The sequence below is a fragment of the Photorhabdus bodei genome, assembly GCF_003287735.1.
GTDB classification, from domain to species: Bacteria; Pseudomonadota; Gammaproteobacteria; order Enterobacterales; family Enterobacteriaceae; genus Photorhabdus; species Photorhabdus kayaii.
In genome coordinates this window covers 1-24,172 of sequence record NZ_NSCM01000041.1, presented here as the reverse complement: position 1 = coordinate 24,172, position 24,172 = coordinate 1, and the positions used below count along the sequence as shown (strand labels likewise).

Sequence of the window (24,172 nt, the reverse complement as noted above, 5' to 3'; positions counted from 1 at the left end):
TATTGTTTTACGTTTTCACGGTGTTTGATGGATAATAGCGGGGAAACCGAAAGACCCGACTCTTTTAAATTTTCAAGGAGCAAAGAATGCTTATTCTGACTCGTCGAGTTGGTGAAACGCTCATGATAGGCGATGAGGTAACAGTTACAGTACTAGGGGTTAAAGGTAACCAAGTTCGTATTGGTGTAAATGCCCCTAAAGAAGTTTCTGTTCACCGTGAAGAAATTTATCAGCGGATTCAGGCCGAAAAATCTCAGCCAACAACTTATTGACTCTAAGTTGGCGTCCTATCTCTGTTAGAACCGGGCGCCATTTTTGAGGGATTTCACCTCTGTTGGTATTTTTTGTTGTGCTAAATTCTTAAACTCTTGTCTATTTTCCCATCTTTTTTGTTTTTCTATCGTAAGAACAGAGTGTTCCCATCATGTTATTGTGGCGAATAATGATTTGTATGCACTTTAATTGAAGGTGTAATAGTTTGCTGCTGATAAAATACACTTTTTGGTGTCAAACCACACATCTTGTGTGTGAAGTGTTCAAACAAACACGGGTTTAGAAAAATTGTTTGACTTATAAATCTGGGAAAGTAATATGTGCGCCACGCAGTGACGAGGAGCTTAAACAAAAGTTCTGAGTCGCGATTCGAGAGAAAGCGTACGGTGAGATGGCCGAGAGGCTGAAGGCGCTCCCCTGCTAAGGGAGTATGCGGTCAAAAGCTGCATCGAGGGTTCGAATCCCTCTCTCACCGCCATTTAAACCACGCATCCATAGCTCAGCTGGATAGAGTACTCGGCTACGAACCGAGCGGTCGGAGGTTCGAATCCTTCTGGATGCGCCATACTTAACCTTAAGATGAAGTCATCTGAGGTACCATTTAGGTAATCGAAGCAACTACTGCCTTTTACCAGAGTGAAAAACTGAACACGCATCCATAGCTCAGCTGGATAGAGTACTCGGCTACGAACCGAGCGGTCGGAGGTTCGAATCCTTCTGGATGCGCCAATTTAACCTTGAGATGAAATCATCCAAGGTACCATTCAGGTAATCGAAGCAACTGCTATCTTTTACCAGAGTAAAAAACTGAACATGCATCCATAGCTCAGCTGGATAGAGTACTCGGCTACGAACCGAGCGGTCGGAGGTTCGAATCCTTCTGGATGCGCCATATCAAGCCCTGCTTAAACAGCAGGGCTTTTTCTTTTCTACCTGTATTGCCGTAACCAACCTGCCCTCGGTATGACGCTGAAATATTTTTGCTTATCTATCTAATCAGCGACAATTTGGCTTGTTTAAGATAAAGTAAACCCTTATAAAAATTCTTCTAAAACACTACGGGAGGTCGAATTGATCCCGGACGTATCAAAGGCTCTATCATGGCTAGAGGCGCATCCGACAATTTTAAAGGGAATTCGTCGCGGTGTTGAACGTGAAACATTGCGTATTACTTCAGATGGTAGTTTAGCCATAACAGAACATCCTAAAACACTTGGTGCAGCGCTTACGCATAAATGGATTACTACTGACTTTGCTGAGTCATTGTTGGAATTCATAACACCAGTTGGTGATGATATAAAATATACGATTTCTTTTCTTGGCGATATTCATCGTCACACGGCGCGTTTGCTGGACAAAGAAAAAATGTGGCCATTAAGTATGCCATGCTTTATTGATGCGGAAGAGAACATCACTTTGGCTCAATATGGTGCATCGAATGTTGGTCGCTATAAGACCTTATACCGTGAAGGTCTGAAAAATCGTTATGGCGCGTTGATGCAGACCATATCCGGGGTTCATTATAATTTTTCATTGCCAATTGAGTTTTGGCGTGCTTGGGCTGGTGTTGAAGACGCGGAGAGTGGTAAAGAACAGATCTCTAATGGTTATTTCCGCTTGATCCGTAACTATTATCGCTTTGGATGGGTGATCCCATATTTGTTTGGTGCTTCTCCGGCAATTTGTTCCTCGTTCTTACGTGGAAGAGAGACTTCTTTTCTTTTTGAACGGACAGAAGATGGAACTTGTTATCTGCCTTATGCGACTTCACTAAGAATGAGTAATTTGGGGTACACCAATAAATCACAGAGCGATCTGAATATTACGTTTAATAACCTACATACTTATATTGAAGGGCTGAAAAAGGCGATTCACAAGCCATCTGACGAGTTTGCTAAGTTGGGCACTAAGCAAGGTGATAAATATATTCAGCTCAATACCAACGTCTTACAGATTGAAAATGAGTTGTATGCGCCAATCCGACCTAAGCGTGTCACTAGAGGGAATGAATCGCCTTCTGACGCTTTGTTGCGTGGGGGAGTGGAATATATCGAAGTTCGTTCATTGGATATTAATCCATTTGCTGCGATTGGTGTCAATGAAACACAAATTCGTTTTCTTGACCTATTCTTAATATGGTGTGTGCTTGCCGAAGCGCCGGAAATGGGCAGTGATGAATTAGATTGTTGCCGTAAGAATTGGAATAGAGTGATCCTTGAAGGGCGTAAACCAGAGCAAATGATTGGCTTTGGTTGTGGAAGTGTGGAAGAACCGCTAGTAAAAGTTGGCAAAAAGTTATTTAGTGACTTGAAACGGGTTGCCGCAATATTGGATAGTTGTTCTGGCACACAGTATCAAAAGGTTTGCGAAGAATTAATTGCTATGTTTGATGATTCATCACTGACTTTATCGGCCCGTGTGCTGGAAAAAGTGAAGAGCCAGGGCATTGGTGGTTTTGGACTGGAACTAGCAGATGAATACCGCCAGCAACTGATCAATGAGAAATATGAGGTTATTAGCGACGAGCAGTTCGCTATAGAACGCAGGGCCTCCGTAGAGCGACAAGACGCATTGGAACGTGAGGATACGATGAGTTTTGATGAGTATCTGAAACATCTGAAACAACAAACAGGATACTAGAAAAAAATGGCCACAAGTAAAAGTGGCCAAATGGGATTTTCTAGAGAATAGGGATAATAATTACGCGTCTTTCATTCTTTACGACCGGTGGCAGATGAAAAGGTTTCATTTGCTTGAAGAAAAATCTGAATTTTTTGTGGAGATAAAGAAATGCCTTTACTGGATAGTTTTACTGTTGACCATACTCGTATGAATGCGCCAGCCGTAAGAGTTGCTAAGACTATGAAAACGCCTCATGGCGACACCATCACAGTTTTTGACTTACGTTTCTGTATACCCAATAAACAGGTTATGCCTGAAAAGGGTATTCATACACTTGAGCATTTGTTTGCTGGTTTTATGCGCAATCACCTCAATGGTGAGGGTGTTGAAATTATTGATATATCGCCAATGGGATGTCGAACAGGTTTTTATATGAGCTTGATTGGCGCCCCGGCGGAAATACGCGTTGCAGACGCATGGAAAGCGGCTATGGCTGATGTCTTGAAAGTGAAAGATCAGAGCCAGATCCCAGAACTAAATATTTATCAATGTGGTACTTATCACATGCATTCACTGACAGAAGCTCAGGATATTGCACGTCATATTCTTGATTCAGACGTCCTCGTTAATAAGAATGACGAGTTGGCATTGCCAGAAGAAAAACTGACCGAATTGAAAGTGTAGTTCCATAGCAGTGATAATATTTCGGGTTCCTGAGATGAAGTATACCCTATGGATTTCAAGATGCATCGCGGCGGCAAAGGAGCGAATCCCCGGGAGCATAGATAACTATGTGACCGGGGTGAGTGAGTGCGGCCAACAAAGAGGCAACTTGAAAGATGACGGGTATATTAACAGGAACTTGCCGTTGGAGGTGAGCCTCCAACGGCGTCAATTTTCCGCCTCGATTTAAATGGCTTGTGCTTTTTGCTCAGGAAATTGGCTAATGGGAGTGACTCGAACTTGTTTAATGACATTATCGTTGACTGAAAGTACTTCAAAATTATATTTGCCGATTTGCACTTGTACATTAAGTGCGGGTATTTCTCCTAATTCTTCAAGCACCATACCATTAACCGTTCGTGGCCCATCAACAGGCAATGCCCAGTTAAAGGCTTTATTTAATTCGCGGATATTGGCTGTCCCGTCAATCAAAATAGTCCCATCGCTTTGTGGTGAAACTTCTTCTGCCAGAGAAGGAGACATTGATGTGGTAAAATCACCGACAATCTCTTCGAGGATATCTTCAACAGTGACCAGACCTTGAATATCACCGTATTCATCAACGATGAGCCCGGCTTTCTCCTTATTACGTTGGAAATTTACTAACTGGATATTAAGTGGTGTGCTGACGGGGACATAATAGATTTTATCTGCTGCTTTTATCAGGTTTCTTTTGGTGAACTCTTTTTTTTCTGTCATCAGTCGGTAAGCTTCACGCACACGAAGCATGCCAATGGCATCATCAAGTGAATCACGGTAAAGCACGATCCGGCCATGAGGTGAATGAGTTAATTGTCGTATGATGGATTTCCAGTCATGATTAATATCAATGCCAATAATTTCATTACGGGGAACCATAATGTCGCCGATTGTGACTTTTTCCAGATCTAAAATTGAAGTCAGCATAGCCTGATTTTGCTGTGATAGCTTGGCATTTGACTCATTCACAATAGTGCGAAGTTCATCTTTACTCATTGCGTGACTAGAGCCAGTAGGTTGTTTGATACCAAGGCAACGCATTAACAATAAAGTAATTTTATTTAGCACCCAGACCAACGGCAGCATGATTTTCTGTAACGGGCGGAGCAAAAAACTACTCGGAAAAGCGACTCTTTCAGGATAGAGAGCGGCTATCGTTTTTGGCATAACTTCAGAAAATATCAGTACGATAAACGTCAGAATACCGGTTGCAATAGCGACTCCGGCATCACCGTAAAGACGCATACCAATGATAGTAGCGAGTGCTGAAGCAAGAATATTAACCAGATTATTGCCGATAAGAATCAGACTGATGAGCTGCTCAGGATGACGAAGTAATGCTTCAACTCTGCGGGCAGAGTGGTTCCCTTGCTTTGCCAGATGACGTAAGCGATAACGATTCATTGTCATCATACCTGTCTCGGAGGCGGAGAAATAAGCTGAGACAATGACCATGATGATTAAAATAATCAGTAATGTGCTTGTTGAGACATGCTCCAAAGCAGAATTCCTTCCAAGTATTGATTGAACATAATACTCCTAGTAAATCATGATTTCCTGCAATAATCGATTACCGAAATAGGCGAGTGTCAGGGTAAATGCGCCGATCAGGTTAAACCAGATAACGCGTTTACCGCGCCATCCATCATGGTAGTGACCCCATAATAAAACAATGTAAACAAACCATGCGATAATAGACAAAATTGCTTTATTGATGTTTTCGCTACTGAAAATATTATCCATGTAGAGGATGCCGGTGCAGAGCGTCAACGTTAGCAATATTACGCCAAGCTGAGTGATATGAAACATTTTGCGTTCAATGAACATTAATGGGGGCATATCTGGCGTAAAAGTGAGTTTTTTATTTTTAAGCTGATGATCCAACCACCCAAGCTGTAATGCATATAATGCGGCGATAAGTAAAGTCGCATAACCAAGAAGCGCCAACCCAATATGGATAGATAATTCAAAGCTGGCCTCTAGATGGGTAATGAATTCACCTGGCATAAGACTCGCTAAAACCAAATTTATCATGGAAAAACTGTAAACAATGGGTAGCAGGAACCAAGCACGGCCGTGAGAAGCGACAATTGTCATTATGATACAAGTAAGTAAACTGACGATAGAACCTAGGTTTAGGAGGGTGAGGTTTTGCCCGCTGCTGACGTGGAATATCTGGTGTTTAAGTGCAATAGCATGACAAATTAAAGCGACAATCGCGGAAAGTAATGCCAGCCTGCGGTATCCTTTCGGTTTCCGCAGCAAGCCGGGAATAATCAGTACCAGGCTGAATAAATAAGCGAATGAAGAAATTATAGAAAATACTGGCATGGCATTAGTCGTTTTAGCGATAGTTTTAGGTTGAATTAAAGCTTAAGTATACCGCCAGCAAGGATAGCCTCCAACCGTTGTTAATCATCGGCGTGAATCTCTGTGCAGAGATCCCTTTCCATCGTGTTATAATTTGCGGAATATGCCTTACAGGTAGCCCATTTTTAAAAATTGAGCAGAGACAATGTTTGATAATTTAACCGACAGACTATCGCGCACATTGCGCAATATCAGTGGCCGTGGGCGACTGACCGAAGATAACATTAAAGAGACACTGCGCGAAGTTCGCATGGCTTTACTTGAAGCTGACGTCGCATTGCCTGTAGTGCGTGATTTTATTTCATGTGTTAAAGAGAGCGCGGTAGGCCACGAGGTTAATAAAAGCCTGACTCCCGGCCAAGAGTTTGTCAAAATTGTTCAGAATGAACTCGTTAAGGCGATGGGGGAAGTTAACAGTGAACTGAATCTTTCTACTCAGCCGCCTGCTGTCGTATTAATGGCGGGCCTACAAGGCGCGGGTAAAACGACCAGCGTTGCCAAGCTAGGTAGCTTTCTGAAAGGAAAACAGAAGAAAAAAGTTTTGGTGGTATCTGCTGACGTCTATCGTCCAGCGGCTATCAAACAGCTTGAAACCTTGGCGCAGGCGGTTGGTATTGATTTCTACCCTTCCGATGCTCAGGAAAAACCCGTTGATATCGTGACTCAAGCGGTACAGCACGCCAAATTGAAATTCTATGATGTGCTTTTGGTGGATACTGCGGGTCGTCTACATGTTGACGAAGCAATGATGGATGAAATCAAACAGGTTCATAAAGCCATCAATCCAGTAGAAACCCTATTTGTTGTTGATGCAATGACGGGGCAGGATGCAGCTAATACCGCGAAAGCTTTCAATGAAGCATTGCCACTGACCGGTGTCGTGTTAACGAAAGTCGATGGTGATGCCCGTGGCGGTGCTGCGCTATCTATTCGTCATATTACCGGTAAGCCGATTAAATTCTTGGGTGTTGGTGAAAAAACGGATGCGTTGGAGCCATTCCATCCGGATCGTATTGCCTCTCGAATCCTTGGAATGGGCGATGTTCTCTCCCTGATTGAAGAGATTGAAAGTAAAGTCGATCGCACCCAGGCTGAAAAGCTGGCTTCTAAACTAAAGAAAGGTGACGGCTTCGATTTAAATGATTTTCTAGATCAGTTAAAGCAGATGCGTAACATGGGGGGAATGGCCAGCATGTTAAGCAAAATGCCGGGGATGTCTCAAGTGCCAGATGCAGTGAAATCCCAGATGGATGATAAAATTCTGGTGAAAATGGAAGCTATTATCAATTCCATGACGCGTAAAGAGCGACAAAAACCAGAAATAATCAAAGGTTCTCGTAAACGTCGTATTGCTAATGGTTCTGGCACTCAGGTTCAAGATGTTAACCGCTTGCTTAAACAATTCGACGAAATGCAGCGCATGATGAAAAAGATGAAGAAAGGCGGCTTGGCAAAAATGATGCGTGGTATGAAAGGCATGATGCCACCCGGATTTATGGGCCGTTAATCGATAAAGTCTCGAAGAATATCCACTTTGGATTGCTTTTTGCGCCAAAGTGAGTAAACTTTTCGGGCTTTTTATCTGATAACCGGACTTCGTTCCTCGATGAAGTCTGGTTGTTTTGTTAACTAATGAGGATGTTATGGTAACAATTCGTTTAGCTCGTGGCGGCGCCAAAAAGCGTCCGTTTTACCAAGTAGTCGTGACCGATAGCCGCAGCCCGCGTGATGGTCGCTTTATCGAGCGCGTTGGCTTCTTCAACCCTATTGCAACAGGGAAAGCAGAAGTATTGCGTTTAGATCTGGACCGTATTGAACATTGGATTGGTCTGGGTGCAACTGTGTCTGATCGTGTTTCTACACTGATCAAAGACGCCAAAAAAGCAGCTTAATCTGTCGCGGTGGTAACTATGAGCAAGCAAACCTGTTTTGAACCGCCTGTAAACCCAATTGTATTGGGAAAATTAGGTTCAACTTATGGTATTCGTGGTTGGCTCAGAGTTTTTTCTTCCACCGAACATGCCGAAGACATTTTTGAGTATCAACCGTGGTTTATTCAACGGGCAGGCCGGTGGCAACACATCGAACTAGAAACCTGGAAACACCACAATCAGGATATGATCATCAAAATTAAAGGTATTGATGATCTGGATGCTGCGAATTTACTGACTAATTGCGAAATTATTGTAGATTCAGAACAACTGCCAGAGCTGGATACGGGTGATTACTACTGGAAAGACTTAATAGGCTGCCAGGTAATCAGCACGGCGGGTTATAACTTGGGGACTGTCAACGACATGATGGAAACCGGTTCTAACGACGTAATGGTAATTAAAGCAAACCTGAAAGATGCATTCGGTATCAAGGAACGGCTAATTCCGTTTCTTGATGGGCAGGTTATCAAGAAAGTCGATCTCGCTACTAAAACCATTGAAGTAGATTGGGATCCTGGTTTTTAAACTCCGGTTATAAGCGGTTGAAATGAGTGGGACGCGATAATGTGGATTGGGGTTATTAGCCTGTTTCCTGAAATGTTCCGCGCAATAACCGATTATGGGGTAACTGGCCGGGCAGTGAAAAATGGCCTGTTAAGTATTGAATGCTGGAATCCACGGGATTTTACCTATGACCGGCATCGTACCGTTGACGATCGACCTTATGGCGGTGGTCCAGGCATGTTGATGATGGTTCAGCCTTTACGGGAAGCCATTCATGCAGCAAAAACTGCGGCAGGCGAAGGTGCAAAAGTGATTTATCTTTCACCTCAGGGACGCAAACTCAACCAACAAGGGGTTTGTGAGCTGGCAACAAATGAAAAACTGATTTTGATTTGTGGCCGCTATGAAGGGATAGATGAGCGGGTGATCCAAACCGAGATTGACGAAGAATGGTCTATCGGTGATTACGTGCTCAGCGGTGGTGAAATCCCTGCAATGACGATGATTGACTCAGTTTCTCGGTTCATTCCGGGCGTTCTGGGGCGTCAGGCATCAGCGGAGGAGGACTCTTTTGCTGATGGATTGCTGGATTGTCCGCACTATACTCGCCCGGAGGTATTAGATGGTATGGAAGTTCCACCAGTGTTGCTGTCTGGAAATCATGCTGAAATTAATCGCTGGCGGATGAAACAATCGCTTGGCCGGACCTGGCTTAGAAGACCTGAACTTCTGGAAAACCTAGCTCTGACTGACGAGCAAAGGATATTGCTAACAGAGTTCCAACGGGAACATCTAACTGAAGCAACTAATTAATCCAGACATATCCCCGAAGGGAATGTCTCTGATATATCAGTTTACCTAGGGTAAGAGAATTATTATGAGCAACATTATTAAACAACTTGAACAAGAGCAGATGAAGCAAGACGTACCTTCATTCCGTCCGGGTGACACCGTGGAAGTTAAGGTATGGGTCGTAGAAGGTGCTAAGAAACGTCTGCAGGCATTCGAGGGCGTGGTTATCGCTATCCGTAACCGCGGTCTGCACTCTGCATTCACTGTTCGCAAAGTTTCTAACGGCGAAGGTGTTGAGCGTGTATTCCAGACTCACTCCCCAGTCGTAGACAGCATTAGCGTTAAACGTCGTGGTGCTGTTCGTAGAGCTAAATTGTACTATCTGCGTGAGCGTTCTGGTAAAGCCGCTCGTATTAAAGAGCGTCTGAACAGTAAATAATACGCTTTCGTTACATCCGAAAGTTATCGTTAAAGAGGTCAGCAATTGCTGGCCTCTTTTTTTTATTCTCAACTTAAAACCGCGTCTTGTGGGCGTGGTCATCAATTTGGTTTTGGCTCTCCTGTATTTTAATTATTGTAATGAAGAATCAGGTTGAATACGGGCGGGTTTCTAGAGAATCATTTATTACACTCCCAAGAGTGTAATAAATGCCGACTTTGATGAAGGGGGATTTTTACTCATCGATAAATCATTCGACAATATATTATTATCAGATCGTAATAATCTTAAAGACAATTATTTTGAGAGTTTTAGAATAATTTTAAACATGACTAACTCACTATACCCTATGGATTTCAAGATGGATCGCGACGGCAAGGGAGCGAATCCCCGGGAGCATAGGTAACTATGTGACCGGGGTGAGTGAGTGCAGCCAACAAAGAGGCAACTTGAAAGATGACGGGTATATAAGGATTTGCTTTGAAAACTTTTCAAATACATAACAAAACGATGGCTTACCGAGATGAAGGTGAAGGTTTCCCGTTATTACTCGGGCATAGCTATTTGTTTGATTCTACTATGTGGGAGCCTCAGATCGAGGCCTTAAGTAAAAAATACCGGGTGATTGCTCCTGATCTCTGGGGGCATGGAAACTCGGGAGAGCTACCGGAACAACATAGCACTTTGGCTGATTTAGCTCGGGATTACCTGGCGTTGATGGATCAACTTGGTATTAAGGAATTCGCTATCATTGGTTTATCTGCTGGTGGTATGTGGGGAATTGAGTTGGTGGCTATGGCACCGGACAGAGTTAAAGCACTGGTTTTGATGGATACCTTTGTCGGATTAGAACCTGAAGTGACTCATACAAAATACTTTGCCATGTTGGATGCGATAGAGCAGGTTGGTGCGATTCCTCAATCTATTTTGCAACAGCAGATAGTGCCAGCCTTCTTTAGCCAGCAACCGGCTCAGCATTTGGTTGATGAATTAACTCAGCGTCTGGCAGCCATTCCTGCGGAAATATTGCGTAATAGTATTATTCCGTTAGGTAGAATAATATTTGGGCGTGAAGATAGAATTCATTTGTTGGAAAAACTGGATATTCCCTCGCTTGTTATGACTGGCGAACAAGATACGCCTCGCCCGCCTCTGGAGGGTTATTTAATGGCTGAAATATTGCACTGTGATCATATTATCATCCAGGATGCAGGGCATATTTCCACATTGGAGCAACCCTATAAAGTTAATCAGGAATTAATTGCTTTTTTACAGCAAGCTTTGTAACAGATATTTTAATAAAGAGGCCGGATTTTCCGGCTTCAGACTGCTGATATTAGTGTATACCCTATGGATTTCAAGATGGATCGCGACGGCAAGGGAGCGAATCCCCGGGAGCATAGATAACGATGTGACCGGGGTGAGTGAGTGCAGCCAACAAAGAGGCAACTTGAAAGATGACGGGTATATTGAATTTAAAAGAGTGATCTGGTGGCACAGATTATTTTCATAACAAGTGCTAAATAATACGCATCCAATTATTCTATAGCGAGCTATAGTCATATTATTATTTCTCTTAATAAATTAATGAAAAATCGAGTTGGGTATAGCTTAATATTTTATGGGTGCTATTCGTTAACTTTATATGAAATATAAACTGTGATTATTGATATTATCTTTTTTTAATAATAAAAATAAGGTAAATATATTTTTCACCTAATGATTTTAAATAGAAAAATAAAGGATTAACAATCATAAAATATTGACTCAAATATTGCACTCTTGTGTTTTGATATTAATCTTATTTTAAGATAATTATTTCTATATGAAATAATTCAGTTCTAGAATAGATTTATCACTGAATTGACGCCTTTTTTATTTTCTGTAAATAATAGTTTACAATGTTTTGAGTATGTTTACACTTTTGGATTGTATTCTTTACGACGCGTGATATGTTATTAGTCAAATGCATAAAAACAAATAAGTACAGAATGATAATTTGAGGAGAAAATCGACATGTTCATGCAAAGAGATGCACTTAATAACGTTCACATCAGTGGTGAGCAAATTCTTATCACTCCAAAAGAATTAAAGCAACAATACCCACTGAGTGATGATGATCCGCATGTTATTGCAAATGCACGTAAAACAATTGCGGATATTATTCAGCGCCGTGATCCCCGTTTGCTGGTAGTCTGTGGTCCTTGCTCTATTCATGACGTGGATGCGGCTCTGGATTATGCTCACCGTTTGGCCGCCCTTTCTGCTGAATTGAGTGATAGCTTGTACATTGTCATGCGTGTCTATTTTGAAAAGCCTCGTACAACAGTGGGTTGGAAAGGTCTTATTAATGATCCATACATGGATGGTTCATTTGATGTGGAAGCTGGCCTGCATATTGCTCGCCGTTTACTACTTAGTTTAGTTAAAATGGGATTGCCTCTTGCAACAGAAGCTTTAGATCCGAATAGTCCACAATATTTGGGGGATTTATTCAGTTGGTCTGCAATTGGTGCGAGAACCACGGAATCCCAGACACACCGGGAAATGGCTTCAGGTTTATCTATGCCTGTTGGTTTCAAAAATGGGACTGATGGTAGCTTGAACACTGCAATTAATGCGATGTGTGCAGCTGCTATGCCACACCGTTTTGTGGGAATAAATCAGTCGGGGCAGGTGTGTTTATTACAAACACAAGGAAACCCGAATGGGCATATTATCTTACGTGGTGGTAAGACCCCTAATTACAGCGCCCAACATGTAATGGAATGTGAACAGCAAATGGTTCAATCTGGATTATTACCATCCTTGATGATTGATTGTAGTCATGGTAACTCTAATAAGGATTTTCGTCGCCAAAGTTTGGTTGTAGATTCTGTCGCAGATCAGATCATTTCAGGTAATCAATCTATTACTGGCATTATGTTGGAGAGCCATATTAATGAGGGTAACCAATCTTCTGAGCAACCGCGTAGTGAAATGAAATATGGTGTATCAGTGACTGACGCATGTATTAGTTGGCAGACGACAGAGGCAATTCTAAGAAAATTACATCAGCAAATTAGCATGCAATTGTCGCAAAGAATGGCAGTATTGAAAAAAGCGGGATAATAAATATGGTGGCTGAATTATCTCAATTGCGGGATAAGATTGATGAAGTGGATAAAGCTTTGCTGGGCTTGCTGGCAAAGCGTCTGGAATTGGTTGCGGAGATTGGTGAGGTAAAAAGTCAGAATGGGTTGTCAATTTATGCACCTGACAGAGAAATGGCGATGCTTGCTTCACGTCGGCAGGAGGCTGAAGAGTTTGGTGTTCCACCGGATTTAATTGAAGATATTCTGCGCCGTATTATGCGGGAGTCCTACACCAGTGAAAATAACAAAGGGTTTAAAACACTTTGCCCTCAATTGGGGCCGATAGTCATTGTTGGTGGTTTGGGCAAAATGGGGAAACTATTTGGCCGTTTGTTAACTTTGTCTGGTTATGAAGTCAGAAATCTGGAACCGCAAGATTGGCCTAACGCGGAACAAATTCTGGCGGGAGTGGGTATGGTGATTATCAGTGTACCGATTCATTTGACAGAAGAAGTTATTCGCCGTTTACCGCCATTACCTGACCATTGCATTTTGGTGGACTTGGCGTCCGTAAAACAGCAGCCATTACAAGCCATGCTTGATGTGCATAAAGGTCCAGTGTTGGGATTACATCCTATGTTTGGGCCGGATGTTGGTAGTTTGGTAAAACAAGTTGTTGTTTACTGTGACGGACGTCAAGAGGAAGCTTATCAATGGTTTTTAGAACAGTTGTTGATTTGGGGGGCTTGCTTGCATCAGATGAGCCCTGAACAGCATGATAAAAACATGAGCTTTATTCAGGCGTTGCGCCATTTCACGACATTTGCTTATGGGCAACATCTCGCACAGGAAGGTGCGGATTTACAACAACTGTTATCAATATCTTCACCTATTTACCGTTTGGAACTGATCATGGTCGGGCGCTTATTTGCACAAGATCCTCAGCTCTACGCGGATATTATTATGTCATCACCAGAGAATATTGATCTTATACGCCGTTATCATCAAAGTTTCGGGCAAGCGTTAGAGATATTGGAAAACCAAGACAAACGGGCTTTTGTCAGCAATTTTGAAGATGTTAGTGCATGGTTTGGTGATTATGCACCTCATTTTATGAGAGAGAGCAGGGTATTGCTTCAACAAGCGAATGATAGTCGCCAATAACTATACCTTATGGATTTCAAGATGGATCGCGACGGCAAGGGAGCGAATCCCCGGGAGCATAGGTAACGATGTGACCGGGGTGAGCGAGTGCAGCCAACAAAGAGGCAACTTGAAAGATAACAGGTATAAAAAGAACCGGATATGACAATACCCTGTTCAAATTGTTGACAAGTTTAATTGTATTAATGAGGGTGAAAGGCTTTGCAGATTAGATCACATTAAAGGCATAAAATAGAGGAATAGTTTAACTTAAACCGTAGAAAAGCAATGCTATTGGACGGATTAAAATCGTGTAAATCAAGTTTAAACTGGCGTATTTAAGGTATTCAGCTTTACATAGTAAATGTGCAATATAATAACGTGAGAGTAACTGAGTTATTATTTGGTTAAATTATTTATTTGCGGGTTTTGTTACGCGGATTTTTTATCATCGGATTATTTAACTGGTTTATGAAAAGTTTATCCCACGGTTGAAAACGTTATTAAAGATGGTTTTTTTGGGAGATATATTTTCTGGTAAACGGATAAAGCTATTCATATTCTTATTTATCTTTTTTTTTGAGGTATATAAGCATTGATAAAGCCCGTTTTTATTTCTTATTTTTCACTGATGCTTTATGATAGGCAGTTTTCAAGCTGTTATTAAAAGTCATGGATTTAACTTCTGGGTTTAATCGGTATACGGTTTTAACCGTGTTTTTTTACCCTTTTTCACACCTGTTTTTTACTAAATTTAACCATCATGGTATGTCGGTGTTTTACGCTCAATGAGCATTAATCATATCCGTTTTAAGCATTAACAAACCGATTTTTATTGCTTATTTTTCACTGATGGTTTTATGATGGGCAGTTTTTAAGTTGTTATTAAAAGTCATGGTTTTAGTTTTTGAGTTTAATTGGTATAAGGTTTTAACCGTGTGTTTTTACCCTTTTTTATTGCATTGTTTTTATAACTTTCTTCGTAAAGTAACGGTGAGAAAATACCTGAATAGTAACTCATTCGAATAATATTCTTCTATGTGCTGATCTCTTTTCAACTTTTTGTTAATAGTTGATGGATTTAGATTCAATAAAATTAACTCTCTTACTGAAAAGTTACATTGATTGAGTTAAATAAGATTTCAAAATAGTGCTACATCTTATACCACTCATAATTCTATGTATAACAATGGGTTGAAGAAGGCTATGTGTAGCATAATTACGAAACGTTATTTAAATCAGCCTTTTATACAAAAGCTTTAATCTTTCTGTATTCGTGTTTTTAAATAGTTATGTCAGGTCAATTAAATGTAAAATAAGCAAAATATAGCATCTCTGATGAATAAATTAAATATGGCGGGAAGTAGGCTGTTTTTAGATGCCCTTCACCTTTTAAAAATTTGGCATTAATGGGTATCTGTTTTTTTACACTTTTTTAATTAATAACCGAGTTAATCACCCATAAAAAGGCGCTTGCGATCGCCAAAAAAGCAAATGCAAGCAAAAAGTAAAAGTAAAAGTAAAAGTAAAAGTAAATAATATTAAACAGATAATAAACTTGTGAGACTATTTTTATTCCGAAGTTTTTTATTTTTGAATTAAAAATTCATTTAATGAATGGCCTTCATTGAGTAATTTTTGTAAACCTGATGGTTTTTTCCCGTTTCCTGACCAGTATTTAATTTCTCCGTTGTCATTAAACTGATACTTAGGTTTTCTCGTCTTTCCTTTTCCTGCATTTGATTTTTTAGGTTTAAAATCAGAGAAGGTAACAGGTATATTAATAGTATTAGGATTAAGGCCGATTTCTTCAATCATTCTTAATATTTCTAAACGTTTTTGTTCTTTTTGTTCCGCTTCTAAACTCATTAATCTGAAGGTTTCTTTGCTTTCTTGAACGACTACCTCTAATGTTTTGTAAGCATCTTCTAGCCATTCAACATCTTTTGTTTGAGCAAATCTTCTTAATAAGCTTATTCTTGATAAATATGCTGATACAATATCATATTCTTTTTCTGTGGTTAATGTTGTCATTTTGTCACCTTGTTAATAAGTTTAAAATCTATCTTTTCTGATGTTTTCTCTTCCAGCGTCAGTATAACACCGAATTTTTTACTTGCTTTAAAAAAGCTTTAATCATTTCTGTTTTACCTTTAATGATTAAAGCTTTTGCCTTCTTTTTCGTGATATGCTTGCGGTTTTTTCCCAGATTTTAAAACCGTGGTGACAGATAAAACTAACGCCGGTTTTATCACATTCAGATAAAACGTATTTAATCCTATGTGAATAAGTAGATATTCTTTAATCCCTTGTTTTCAGATGGCACGAAAAGCGATAATCCATATTATTTAATCTGAAAAATCGAGATTTACGGAATAAATAAAGAGCCTTAAACCAAAAGGTTAAAGGCAGTAAAAATTTTCTCATTGATAGTTAAAACGCTAAAAGCCAATCATCTGAACCGGATATTTGAATACCCGGTTCTTTTTAATCAGGAAGGGTTAACCGGTACCACGCTTTCTGTTGGGTAACATCCCAATACCTTTAATGAATGAGTGATTTTCGCCAATGCTTTCAGGACGTGTTGCATATTGATTGAACGAATATTAGCTTGGACATCAATATAAAACATCTCTTCCCACGGATTTCCGTTGATCGGTCGGGATTCCAGTTTACTCATAATAATATTATGTTTTTTCAGCACCATTAGCGCATCTACCAGTGCGCCTGCCTGCTGTCCGGTTGCCATGATAAATGTCGTTTTAGCCGGTACTTGTTCTGCAACTTCAATAGGTTGACGGGCAACAATAATGAAACGAGTAATATTATGTGATTGATTTGCGAGATTCTGTTCCAGAACCTGTAACTGATAAAGTGCACCGCCCGCTTCACTCCCTAAGGCTGCAATTTCTGGTGAATTCTGTTCGGCGACTTTTTGCATTGCTGCGGCAGTGCTTTCGCAATAGTTAATTTTCCAATGTGGGAATTGATTAATATATTGGCTACATTGTTGGAATGGTTGAGGGTGACTGTAAACCGTTTTGATCTCTGATAGCGTTGTGTCTTTTGCAACGAGTAGGCAATGGTCAATAGGAATGGTTATTTCTCCCACAATTGACAAATTGGTATGTTGCAACAAGTCATAAACATCATTGATGGAACCAGAGCTGGTATTTTCAATGGGTAACATTCCGTAATCCGCTTGGCCTGTTTCAACCAAGGAGAAGATATCTTGGAACTTATGGCAGCTACATTCAATTAATTGATTGAAATGGCGTGCGGCATATTGGCGGGCCGCGATATGAGAGTAGGAACCTCTAGGACCGAGGAATGCAATACGCGCTGAATCTTGGGGTGTTTGATTTAGGTGTTGCTGCAATAATGCCTGTTGAGTGAGTACGGAATCTTCAATGATCATCTGAAAGAGACGAGAAATATAAAAGCCATCAAGCCCGTGGTTTTTTCCTTTTTTAATCAGAACATCCAGTAGTTCTCGTTCGCGATCCTTGTCTCTGATAGGGCGATTATCCTGTAACTTAGTTTGGGCAATATCAAAAGCTAATTGGCGACGCTCTGCTAGTAAAATCAGTAACTTTAAATCAAGTTCGCTGACTTTTTCCCGTATTTTCAGCAAATTATTTTGATCCATAAATGGGTTCCTAATGGGTTATTCACATTCTGATAATAATAGGTTTGCAATGGACAGAAAAAAGCCTCCCGATGGGGAGGCTTGCTGTTCGTCTTCTCATTCTTTTTTCAACGACGAAAGCCTCCCTCAAGGGAAGGTAAAAAAGAAAGAAAAGAAAAACAGGCTTATATTCATCATATTCTCATATTCATAGTTTGGGTGACCGATCTTTGCCCAATCGGGCGAAGCTTCCCATTTGCTTGCCATTTCATCGGCAGCCGTCCGCATTGGACAAGGGTTACGGTGGTTTTTGTTAATTAACCTTATGTTGTTGTTTCTGTCAACAAAAAACGCGTCCAAATTGGACGCGTCACAGGCAAGTCATTGTTATTTTATTGTGATATTTCTGGTTCTGTTTCTAATTCTGTTTCTAGGTTAAGGTTTGATTCTTTAACACTGTTGTCAGTACGGCGTGCTTCTCCCTTATGCTGTACTTTATTCAATTGGCGCTCCAGTTTTGTTAATAATTCATTGATAGCGATATACATATCTTCATGTTTTGCACCGGCAACTAGCATACCATTTGGTATACTTATGGTTGCATCAGCCCTAAAAATTTGAGGCCCTTTTGATAGAATAATATGAGGATTTATCAGATTTACTTGCCATTTATTTAGTTTATTTAGACGTTTTTCTACGTGGTTGCGAATTGCCGGGGTAATCTCCATTTGTTTGCTGGTAATATTCACTATCATATAGTTACCTCTCATTATTGATTATCCACCTTCAATAATTTCAGCATACATTTCTTTTTCATGAAAAAGGTGATCTAAATCACTATTTAACCAGATATGAGGCAACTAGTTGAAGTAATTGTGATTAGTGGTAAAAATATGAAGAATATCTATTGCAGGATTGAAGCTAATGGGACACTATTGACAAGTTGAGTCTTTATTCAACTCTGCTGATAAGTAGTCTTTTTTAGATCTCATAAGTAAAAATAAAACAGCGGTACCCACCGCTGTTTTATCATCTGCTTTTTTATACCGGATTAGCAGCAATGAGTTTTGCTACTTTATCTGCCTGGGCTGTTAAACCCAAACGTGTATAAGCTTTTTTCATGTAAGGCAGCGCTTCGAGAGTTGACTGTGTATCAGGGTAATCACGTAACATTTGTTCAATTCGATTTACCACCGCGACATAAGCTCCACGTTTGTTATAATATTCCACAACAGAAAGTTCATATTTTGCCAGGCGCTCTCTGATAAACATTAAACGCTTAATAGCATCGGCAGTATACAGGCTGTTAGGATGATAGCGTACTAATTGACTAAAATCCTTGAATGCTACCCTGGCGTGTTCAGGATCACGATCTGAGCGGTCAATGCCGAAGAAACTTTGCAATAGACTGTTATCTAAGGCTTGTGAAGCTAATCCACGCATATACAGAACGTAATCAATGTTGGGGTGAGTTGGATTCAGGCGTATAAAACGGTCAATAGAAGCGAGAGCCATTGGCAAGTCAGAGGATTTATAATAAGCATAAATCAGATCGAGTTGTACTTGCTGCGAATAGGGGCCAAATGGATAGCGATTATCGAGGGTTTCCAATTGCTTGATCGCATCGGAATAGCTACCTTTTTGCAGCTTTTCCTGACCCTTGGAGTAAATTTCCGCGGGTGGGCTGTCGGGGACAGCATTTTTATTACCAGAGCACCCGGAAAGTACCAGGCTCAATGTGGCTGCCGCCACCAGATATTTCATGCGTATCATCACGTGTTGATTATCCTCTGAGTGTTTTTCTGGGAGACTATCCATGAAGCTCCCGGCAAAAGATCGAGTTACAATAGCACACTATATTAAATTAAACGGCTCTGCCGTCAAAACTCAACGTAAGTGTAGAAACAATATATGGCACAACAAATACGACTTAATACAACAGTCGCCGAATCTCAGCTCGGTCAACGTTTAGATCAGGCTTTGGCTGAATTGTTCCCTGATTATTCAAGATCACGCATAAAAAATTGGATCTTGGATGACAGAGTTCAGGTTAATGGCAAATTAATCAATAAGCCAAAAGAAAAAGTGCTGGGAGGTGAAGAAATTGCAATTGATGCCATCATTGAAGAAGATGCGCGTTGGGAACCTCAGGATATTGCGTTAAATATTGTCTATGAAGATGATGACATTCTAGTCATAAACAAATCGCGTGATTTGGTCGTCCATCCAGGAGCAGGAAACCCAGATGGTACGGTATTGAATGCACTGTTATATCATTATCCTGAAATTGCCGATGTTCCTCGGGCAGGCATTGTTCACCGTCTTGATAAAGATACGACAGGGCTGATGGTCATTGCTAAAACGGTTCCCGCTCAAACACGTTTAGTCGAATCACTCCAACTACGCGAAATTACCCGTGAATATGAAGCGGTAGCGACAGGTTGTATGACGGCGGGTGGAATTGTTGAAGAGCCAATTTCTCGTCATCCAACAAAACGAACACATATGGCAGTGCATCCAATGGGCAAACCGGCTATTACCCATTATCGGGTAATGGAACATTTTAGGGCACATACTCGTCTACGGCTGAGATTGGAAACTGGCAGAACACACCAGATACGTGTTCACATGGCCCATATTAGTCACCCATTGGTGGGCGATCCTTTGTATGGTGGTCGTCCTCGTCCTTTGAAAGGGGCTTCTGATGAGTTCCGCGAGGTAATGCGTAATTTTGATCGTCAGGCATTGCACGCCACGATGCTGCGTCTTTATCATCCGATAACCGGCATTGAAATGGAATGGCACGCTGAATTACCTGAAGATATGGTGATGCTGATTAAGGCATTAAAAGCAGATGCGGAAGCGTTTAAAGACGAAATGGATTGGTAAATGACTGCGCTTATTTTTCCAAACTGGCCACAACCGACGACAGTAAAAGCCTGTAGTTCTACCCGTTTAGGGGGAATAAGCTTATCACCTTACGATAGCCTGAATCTGGGTAAGCATGTTGGTGATAAACCTGATGTCGTTGAACAAAACAGGCATATTTTAGCGAAAATGGCAGAACTGCCTCAGCAACCAGTCTGGTTAGAACAGGTTCATGGTACGCGTGTTGTGAGACTCAATGGTCAGCCACTGGAAGATAATAGAGCTGATGCTGTTTATACCAATATTCCTGGGCAGGTTTGTGCTGTGATGACAGCAGATTGCCTGCCTGTACTATTTTGCAGTTCTGCGGGTGATGAGGTTGCGGTTGCCCATGCGGGGTGGCGAGGTTTGTGCGCCGGCGTATTGGAAAATACGATCACTCAATTTAAAGCTAAACCTAATCAGATCCAAGCTTGGTTAGGGCCGGCAATTGGTGCAAAAAAATTTGAAGTTGGTAATGAGGTTTTGCAAGCATTCACTATCCAGCATGCTGATTTGAGTCGAGCTTTTATACCTTTTGGCGAAAAGTATTTAGCGGATATCTATTTGTTGGCAAAGTTAAAATTGCAATCTGTTGGTGTGAAAGCGATTTTTGGCGGGGATGAATGTACTGTCAGTAATAAAGAGAAATTTTTCTCTTATCGTCGTGATGGGATCACCGGACGTATGGCAACTTTAATCTGGCTGATATAACCTATCCCGTAGGGCGATCCATTGGCGCATAAGAGAATATCTCACAATTTGCTTTTCAGAATAACCTTGAATATTTGAGGAATGGCCTCATTTAATCTCCAGTAGCAACATTCTGAACAGTATTGGAGGTGTTATGCGTCTGGATCGTCTTACTAATAAATTCCAGCTTGCTCTCGCTGACGCCCAGTCCTTTGCGCTTGGGCATGATAATCAGTTCATCGAACCAATTCACTTAATGAGTTCACTGTTAAAACAAGAGGGTGGCTCTATTCGCCCATTATTAACGTCAATTGGAATCGATGCAGGCCGTTTCAGCAATCAGCTTGAGCAGGCTTTAGAACGTTTGCCGCGGGTACAGGGTATTGGTGGTGATGTACAACCATCCAATGACTTAGTTCGTCATTTAAATCTGTGTGACAAACTAGCACAAAAAGCCGGGGATAATTTTATCTCCTCTGAATTATTTGTTCTGGCAGCATTGGAAGAACGTGGCACATTAAGTGACATATTGAAAGCTGTTGGCGCAACAAAAGAAAAAATCACTAAGGCAATAGAACAAATGCGTGGTGGTGAAAAAGTTGATGATCAGGGAGCGGAAGATCAACGCCAGGCCCTGAAAAAATACACTATTGATCTGACTGAACATGCTGAACAAGGCAAACTTGATCCGGTAATTGGCCGTGATGAAGAAATTCGCCGCACCATTCAGGTATTACAACGCCGTACTAAAAATAATCCGGTCTTAATTGGTGAACCTGGGGTTGGTAAAACAGCCATTGTGGAAGGGCTTGCTCAACGGATCATTAATGGTGAAGTTCCTGAGGGGCTTAAAAATAAGCGAGTTCTTTCCTTGGATATGGGCGCGCTGTTAGCAGGGGCTAAATATCGTGGTGAATTTGAAGAGCGTTTGAAAGGTGTGTTGAACGACCTTGCTAAACAGGAAGGCAATGTCATTCTGTTTATTGACGAATTGCATACTATGGTTGGCGCGGGTAAGGCTGATGGTGCAATGGATGCTGGTAACATGTTAAAACCAGCTTTGGCCCGTGGTGAACTTCACTGTGTTGGTGCAACAACACTGGATGAATATCGTCAATATATTGAGAAAGATGCAGCGCTGGAACGCCGTTTCCAAAAAGTCTATGTTGCAGAACCTTCCGTGGAGGACACAATCGCTATTTTGCGCGGTCTGAAAGAACGTTATGAGTTACATCATCATGTACAAATTACCGACCCTGCGATTGTCGCGGCAGCAACATTATCTCATCGTTATATCTCAGACCGTATGTTGCCAGATAAAGCTATCGACTTGATCGATGAATCGGGTGCCAGTTTACGTATGCAAATGGATTCAAAACCGGAAGCGCTGGACCGTCTGGAACGTCGGGTTATCCAATTGAAGTTGGAACAGCAGGCGCTGAAAAAAGAGTCTGATGATGCCAGTAAAAAACGGCTTGAAATGCTTAATGAGGAGCTGCTCGTAAAAGAACGCGAATATTCTGAACTAGAAGAAGAATGGAAAGCTGAAAAAGCAGCACTTACGGGTACTCAGCACATAAAAGCGGAATTGGAAAATGCCCGTATCAGTCTGGAACAGGCACGTCGCAGTGGTGATTTAGCGAAGATGTCTGAAATTCAGTATGGAAAAATACCTGGATTGGAAAAACAACTTGCCGCAGCCACACAAGCTGAAGGTAAGCATATGAAACTGCTTCGTAACAAAGTTACCGATGCCGAAATTGCAGAAATTCTTGCTCGTTGGACGGGTATTCCTGTTGCCAGAATGCTTGAGAGTGAAAAAGATAAACTGTTGCGCATGGAGCAAGAGCTGCATAAACGTGTTATTGGTCAGGATGAGGCAGTCGATGCAATATCTAATGCGATTCGCCGTAGTCGTGCTGGATTAGCTGATCCAAACCGTCCGATTGGCTCATTCCTGTTCCTTGGTCCAACTGGTGTTGGTAAAACTGAGTTGTGCAAGGCGTTAGCAAATTTCCTGTTTGACAGCGATGATGCAATGGTGCGTATCGATATGTCTGAATTTATGGAAAAACATGCCGTATCACGGTTAGTAGGAGCACCGCCGGGATATGTTGGTTATGAAGAAGGTGGTTATCTAACAGAAGCTGTTCGTCGTCGACCTTATTCCGTTATTTTGCTTGATGAAGTGGAAAAAGCGCACCCAGATGTATTCAATATCTTATTGCAAGTGCTGGATGATGGTCGATTGACTGATGGGCAAGGTCGTACTGTCGATTTCCGTAATACGGTTGTAATCATGACTTCTAATCTCGGGTCGGACATGATCCAGGAGCGTTTTGGTAGTCTAAATTATGATGAAATGAAAGATATAGTGATGGGAATTGTTAGCCATAATTTCAGACCTGAATTTATTAACCGTATTGATGAAGCTGTTGTGTTCCACCCATTAGGGCGTCGGCATTTATCAGCGATTGCAGATATCCAATTGCAACGTTTGTATAAACGTCTAGAAGAACGTGGTTATCAGGTGACGATTACTCAGCAAGCGTTGGAAATGTTGGCAGAAGCCGGGTTCGATCCTGTTTACGGTGCACGGCCATTGAAGCGAGCTATCCAGCAGGAAATCGAAAATCCATTAGCTCAAAAGATACTTTCCGGCCAACTATTGCCAGGAAAACTAGTTACTCTGGATGTGGAAAATAGCCATATCGTCGCAAAGCAATAACTGTATATTTAACGAGAGAGCAAAGTTAACGAGAAATGAGGGGCAGGAAACTGCCTCTTTTTTTATCATTTTGCGCATTAAATCGCAATTTAGCACTGTTTTTGTTTAATTGGTGTTCGGATGAATTATTTTTTCAAAATAATTATTGCCATCGTCAAAGAACGCCCTATAATGCGCCACCACTGACCGACACAACGCTGATAAACATTGTGAGGTCGGGCAGAGAGAAAGCCAATAAGCGCTTGACTCTGCGGGCGAAAAGCGTAGTATACGCAGCCCGGCTGAATGAGAATATCATTTTTTAATTCAGCCTGCTCTTTAACAATTAATCAGACAATCTGTGTGGGCACTCACAAGACCGTA

Annotated in this window: 23 protein-coding genes, 4 tRNA genes and 1 other annotated feature; of the genes, 21 read left to right on the top strand and 6 right to left on the bottom strand. The window is 41.3% G+C overall.

Annotated features, from left to right (window positions below; genetic code table 11):
- The first annotated feature begins 86 nt into the window (after window positions 1-86).
- The 8 genes from csrA to CKY02_RS24075 all read left to right on the top strand — a co-directional run bounded on the left by csrA (window position 87) and on the right by CKY02_RS24075 (window position 3,808).
- Window positions 87-272 carry a carbon storage regulator CsrA gene (csrA, locus tag CKY02_RS18225; protein WP_002209449.1) on the top strand — a complete coding sequence of 62 codons (186 nt, stop codon included), beginning with the start codon at window positions 87-89 and terminating at the stop codon, window positions 270-272.
- A 386-nt stretch (window positions 273-658) separates the two neighbouring features.
- Window positions 659-751: transfer RNA gene (locus tag CKY02_RS18220), tRNA-Ser, on the top strand.
- A gap of 10 nt (window positions 752-761) precedes the next feature.
- Window positions 762-838: transfer RNA gene (locus CKY02_RS18215), tRNA-Arg, on the top strand.
- A gap of 87 nt (window positions 839-925) precedes the next feature.
- Window positions 926-1,002 (top strand) — tRNA-Arg (locus tag CKY02_RS18210).
- 86 nt (window positions 1,003-1,088) lie between these two features.
- Window positions 1,089-1,165: transfer RNA gene (locus CKY02_RS18205), tRNA-Arg, on the top strand.
- 179 nt (window positions 1,166-1,344) lie between these two features.
- Window positions 1,345-2,913, top strand: a complete 1,569-nt coding sequence (gene gshA, locus CKY02_RS18200) for a glutamate--cysteine ligase (protein WP_112896372.1) — start codon at window positions 1,345-1,347, stop codon at window positions 2,911-2,913.
- A 150-nt stretch (window positions 2,914-3,063) separates the two neighbouring features.
- The gene (gene luxS / locus CKY02_RS18195; protein ID WP_036814109.1) at window positions 3,064-3,579 is read left to right on the top strand and encodes an S-ribosylhomocysteine lyase; all 516 of its coding nucleotides are present in this window, start codon (window positions 3,064-3,066) and stop codon (window positions 3,577-3,579) included.
- A gap of 34 nt (window positions 3,580-3,613) precedes the next feature.
- Window positions 3,614-3,808, top strand: a complete 195-nt coding sequence (locus CKY02_RS24075; protein ID WP_146747471.1) for a hypothetical protein — start codon at window positions 3,614-3,616, stop codon at window positions 3,806-3,808.
- Here CKY02_RS24075 and CKY02_RS18190 read toward each other — a convergent pair.
- Complete coding sequence (locus CKY02_RS18190) at window positions 3,805-5,097, bottom strand: HlyC/CorC family transporter (protein ID WP_146747470.1); 1,293 nt, start codon at window positions 5,095-5,097, stop codon at window positions 3,805-3,807. The two genes, CKY02_RS24075 and CKY02_RS18190, sit on opposite strands and share 4 nt — an antisense overlap.
- Window positions 5,098-5,136: 39 nt before the next feature.
- Complete coding sequence (locus CKY02_RS18185; RefSeq protein ID WP_112896371.1) at window positions 5,137-5,928, bottom strand: cytochrome C assembly family protein; 792 nt, start codon at window positions 5,926-5,928, stop codon at window positions 5,137-5,139.
- A gap of 184 nt (window positions 5,929-6,112) precedes the next feature.
- Between CKY02_RS18185 and ffh the strand changes: the two genes are divergently transcribed.
- From ffh to CKY02_RS24880, 10 genes are all read left to right on the top strand, one after another.
- Window positions 6,113-7,474: a signal recognition particle protein gene (ffh, locus tag CKY02_RS18180; protein WP_049583027.1), complete on the top strand. Its 1,362-nt coding sequence runs from the start codon at window positions 6,113-6,115 to the stop codon at window positions 7,472-7,474.
- A gap of 136 nt (window positions 7,475-7,610) precedes the next feature.
- Window positions 7,611-7,859, top strand: coding sequence for a 30S ribosomal protein S16 (rpsP, locus tag CKY02_RS18175; RefSeq protein ID WP_015835325.1), 249 nt, complete (start codon window positions 7,611-7,613; stop codon window positions 7,857-7,859).
- 18 nt (window positions 7,860-7,877) lie between these two features.
- Window positions 7,878-8,426: a ribosome maturation factor RimM gene (gene rimM, locus CKY02_RS18170; protein WP_112878362.1), complete on the top strand. Its 549-nt coding sequence runs from the start codon at window positions 7,878-7,880 to the stop codon at window positions 8,424-8,426.
- A gap of 39 nt (window positions 8,427-8,465) precedes the next feature.
- Window positions 8,466-9,218 (top strand): tRNA (guanosine(37)-N1)-methyltransferase TrmD, encoded by a 753-nt coding sequence (gene trmD / locus CKY02_RS18165; RefSeq protein ID WP_112896370.1) that lies wholly within the window; start codon window positions 8,466-8,468, stop codon window positions 9,216-9,218.
- A 64-nt stretch (window positions 9,219-9,282) separates the two neighbouring features.
- A complete protein-coding gene (gene rplS, locus CKY02_RS18160; RefSeq protein ID WP_112878363.1) occupies window positions 9,283-9,636 on the top strand; it encodes a 50S ribosomal protein L19 in 354 nt (117 codons plus the stop codon).
- A gap of 480 nt (window positions 9,637-10,116) precedes the next feature.
- Window positions 10,117-10,923, top strand: coding sequence for an alpha/beta fold hydrolase (locus tag CKY02_RS18155; protein WP_112896369.1), 807 nt, complete (start codon window positions 10,117-10,119; stop codon window positions 10,921-10,923).
- Window positions 10,924-10,975: 52 nt separating this feature from the next.
- Window positions 10,976-11,149, top strand: coding sequence for a hypothetical protein (locus CKY02_RS24885; RefSeq protein WP_162120452.1), 174 nt, complete (start codon window positions 10,976-10,978; stop codon window positions 11,147-11,149).
- 503 nt (window positions 11,150-11,652) lie between these two features.
- Window positions 11,653-12,747: a 3-deoxy-7-phosphoheptulonate synthase gene (locus CKY02_RS18150; RefSeq protein ID WP_167405333.1), complete on the top strand. Its 1,095-nt coding sequence runs from the start codon at window positions 11,653-11,655 to the stop codon at window positions 12,745-12,747.
- A 5-nt stretch (window positions 12,748-12,752) separates the two neighbouring features.
- Window positions 12,753-13,874, top strand: a complete 1,122-nt coding sequence (tyrA, locus tag CKY02_RS18145) for a bifunctional chorismate mutase/prephenate dehydrogenase (protein ID WP_112896368.1) — start codon at window positions 12,753-12,755, stop codon at window positions 13,872-13,874.
- Complete coding sequence (locus tag CKY02_RS24880; protein ID WP_162120454.1) at window positions 13,858-14,019, top strand: hypothetical protein; 162 nt, start codon at window positions 13,858-13,860, stop codon at window positions 14,017-14,019. The genes tyrA and CKY02_RS24880 overlap by 17 nt, the downstream gene beginning before the upstream one ends.
- Before the next feature lie 1,421 nt (window positions 14,020-15,440).
- Here the strand turns inward: CKY02_RS24880 and CKY02_RS18140 are convergent.
- The 4 genes from CKY02_RS18140 to bamD form a co-directional block, all read right to left on the bottom strand.
- Window positions 15,441-15,887: an H-NS histone family protein gene (locus CKY02_RS18140; RefSeq protein ID WP_112896367.1), complete on the bottom strand. Its 447-nt coding sequence runs from the start codon at window positions 15,885-15,887 to the stop codon at window positions 15,441-15,443.
- Between the two features lie 457 nt (window positions 15,888-16,344).
- Window positions 16,345-17,502 (bottom strand): bifunctional chorismate mutase/prephenate dehydratase, encoded by a 1,158-nt coding sequence (gene pheA, locus CKY02_RS18135; RefSeq protein ID WP_112896366.1) that lies wholly within the window; start codon window positions 17,500-17,502, stop codon window positions 16,345-16,347.
- 55 nt (window positions 17,503-17,557) lie between these two features.
- Window positions 17,558-17,677 (bottom strand) — a sequence feature (Phe leader region).
- 196 nt (window positions 17,678-17,873) lie between these two features.
- Window positions 17,874-18,236 carry a ribosome-associated translation inhibitor RaiA gene (raiA, locus tag CKY02_RS18130; protein ID WP_112896385.1) on the bottom strand — a complete coding sequence of 121 codons (363 nt, stop codon included), beginning with the start codon at window positions 18,234-18,236 and terminating at the stop codon, window positions 17,874-17,876.
- A gap of 286 nt (window positions 18,237-18,522) precedes the next feature.
- Window positions 18,523-19,254: an outer membrane protein assembly factor BamD gene (bamD, locus tag CKY02_RS18125; RefSeq protein ID WP_112896384.1), complete on the bottom strand. Its 732-nt coding sequence runs from the start codon at window positions 19,252-19,254 to the stop codon at window positions 18,523-18,525.
- A 138-nt stretch (window positions 19,255-19,392) separates the two neighbouring features.
- Here bamD and rluD point away from each other — a divergent pair, with 138 nt between their 5' ends.
- The 3 genes from rluD (at window position 19,393) to clpB (ending at window position 23,809) form a co-directional block, all read left to right on the top strand.
- Complete coding sequence (gene rluD, locus CKY02_RS18120) at window positions 19,393-20,370, top strand: 23S rRNA pseudouridine(1911/1915/1917) synthase RluD (protein WP_112896365.1); 978 nt, start codon at window positions 19,393-19,395, stop codon at window positions 20,368-20,370.
- Window positions 20,371-21,102: a purine nucleoside phosphorylase YfiH gene (yfiH, locus tag CKY02_RS18115; protein ID WP_112896364.1), complete on the top strand. Its 732-nt coding sequence runs from the start codon at window positions 20,371-20,373 to the stop codon at window positions 21,100-21,102.
- A gap of 133 nt (window positions 21,103-21,235) precedes the next feature.
- The gene (gene clpB / locus CKY02_RS18110) at window positions 21,236-23,809 is read left to right on the top strand and encodes an ATP-dependent chaperone ClpB (RefSeq protein ID WP_112896363.1); all 2,574 of its coding nucleotides are present in this window, start codon (window positions 21,236-21,238) and stop codon (window positions 23,807-23,809) included.
- Window positions 23,810-24,172: the final 363 nt, after the last annotated feature.